The sequence below is a fragment of the Pseudidiomarina salilacus genome (assembly GCF_047323925.1).
Lineage (GTDB): Bacteria > Pseudomonadota > Gammaproteobacteria > Enterobacterales > Alteromonadaceae > Pseudidiomarina > Pseudidiomarina salilacus.
On the sequence record NZ_CP178755.1, the window covers coordinates 1 to 2,559 of the forward strand.

Annotated in this window: 1 rRNA gene; it reads left to right on the top strand. The window is 53.0% G+C overall.

What is annotated here, in order from left to right:
• Nucleotides 1-2,533 (top strand): 23S ribosomal RNA (locus tag ACJ8W9_RS12855).
• Nucleotides 2,534-2,559 lie beyond the last annotated feature (26 nt).

Sequence of the window (2,559 nt, forward strand, 5' to 3'; positions counted from 1 at the left end):
TGTGAAAACGAGTAGGTCGGGACACGTGTTATCTTGACTGAATATGGGGGGACCATCCTCCAAGGCTAAATACTCCCAACTGACCGATAGTGAACCAGTACCGTGAGGGAAAGGCGAAAAGAACCCCGGCGAGGGGAGTGAAATAGAACCTGAAACCGTCTACGTACAAGCAGTAGGAGCACCTTCGTGGTGTGACTGCGTACCTTTTGTATAATGGGTCAGCGACTTATATTTTGTAGCAAGGTTAACCGCATAGGGGAGCCGTAGGGAAACCGAGTCTTAACTGGGCGCTTAGTTGCAAGGTATAGACCCGAAACCGGGCGATCTAGCCATGGGCAGGTTGAAGATTGAGTAACATCAATTGGAGGACCGAACTCACTAATGTTGAAAAATTAGGAGATGACCTGTGGCTCGGAGTGAAAGGCTAATCAAGCCCGGAGATAGCTGGTTCTCCCCGAAAGCTATTTAGGTAGCGCCTCGGACGAATACCACTGGGGGTAGAGCACTGTTTGGGCTAGGGGGTCATCCCGACTTACCAACCCCATGCAAACTCCGAATACCAGTGAGTACTATCCGGGAGACACACGGCGGGTGCTAACGTCCGTCGTGAAGAGGGAAACAACCCAGACCGCCAGCTAAGGTCCCCAAGTCATGGCTAAGTGGGAAACGATGTGGGAAGGCTCAGACAGCTAGGAGGTTGGCTTAGAAGCAGCCATCCTTTAAAGAAAGCGTAATAGCTCACTAGTCGAGTCGGCCTGCGCGGAAGATGTAACGGGGCTAAGCCATGCACCGAAGCTGCGGCAGCATACTTGTATGCTGGGTAGGGGAGCGTTCTGTAAGCCGTTGAAGGTGGATTGAGAAGTCTGCTGGAGGTATCAGAAGTGCGAATGCTGACATGAGTAACGATAATGCGGGTGAAAAACCCGCACGCCGGAAGACCAAGGTTTCCTATCCCATGCTAATCAGGGTAGGGTAAGTCGGCCCCTAAGGCGAGGCCGAGAGGCGTAGTCGATGGGAATCAGGTTAATATTCCTGAACCGACATGTACTGCGATGGGGGGACGGAGAAGGCTAGGCAAGCCGGGTGTTGGTTATCCCGGTGAAAGTATGTAGGTTGGTGGCTTAGGTAAATCCGGGCCGCTAAGACTGAGATACGAGACGAGCACCTACGGGTGCGAAGTTGTTGATGCCCTGCTTCCAGGAAAAGCCTCTAAGCTTCAGGTACATGTTGACCGTACCCGAAACCGACACAGGTGGTCAGGTAGAGAATACTAAGGCGCTTGAGAGAACTCGGGTGAAGGAACTAGGCAAAATAGTACCGTAACTTCGGGAGAAGGTACGCCAGAGCTAGTGAACCCCTTGCGGGGGGAGCTGGAGCTGGCCGCAGTGACCAGGTGGCTGGGACTGTTTATTAAAAACACAGCACTCTGCAAACACGAAAGTGGACGTATAGGGTGTGACACCTGCCCGGTGCCGGAAGGTTAATTGATGGGGTTAGCGTAAGCGAAGCTCTTGATCGAAGCCCCGGTAAACGGCGGCCGTAACTATAACGGTCCTAAGGTAGCGAAATTCCTTGTCGGGTAAGTTCCGACCTGCACGAATGGTGTAACCATGGCCACGCTGTCTCCACCCGAGACTCAGTGAAATTGAAATCGCCGTGAAGATGCGGTGTACCCGCGGCTAGACGGAAAGACCCCGTGAACCTTTACTACAGCTTGGCACTGAACATTGAACCTCCATGTGTAGGATAGGTGGGAGGCTATGAAGCGTTGGCGCTAGTTGACGTGGAGCCATCCTTGAAATACCACCCTTGTATGTTTGATGTTCTAACTTAGCCTCATTATCTGGGGCGAGGACAGTGCCTGGTGGGTAGTTTGACTGGGGCGGTCTCCTCCCAAAGCGTAACGGAGGAGCACGAAGGTTGGCTAAGTACGGTCGGACATCGTACGGTTAGTGTAATGGCACAAGCCAGCTTAACTGCGAGACAGACACGTCGAGCAGGTGCGAAAGCAGGTCATAGTGATCCGGTGGTTCTGAATGGAAGGGCCATCGCTCAACGGATAAAAGGTACTCCGGGGATAACAGGCTGATACCGCCCAAGAGTTCATATCGACGGCGGTGTTTGGCACCTCGATGTCGGCTCATCACATCCTGGGGCTGTAGTCGGTCCCAAGGGTATGGCTGTTCGCCATTTAAAGTGGTACGCGAGCTGGGTTTAGAACGTCGTGAGACAGTTCGGTCCCTATCTGCCGTGGGCGTTTGAGAGTTGAGAGGGGTTGCTCCTAGTACGAGAGGACCGGAGTGAACGAACCTCTGGTGTTCGGGTTGTCACGCCAGTGGCACTGCCCGGTAGCTATGTTCGGAATCGATAACCGCTGAAAGCATCTAAGCGGGAAGCGAGCCTCAAGATAAGCTCTCACTGACATGTAATTGTCCTGAAGGGTCGTTGGAGACTACAACGTTGATAGGCGGGGTGTGGAAGCGTAGTAATGCGTTGAGCTAACCCGTACTAATTGCCCGTGAGGCTTAACCATACAACACCAAAAGTGTTGAGGGTTGC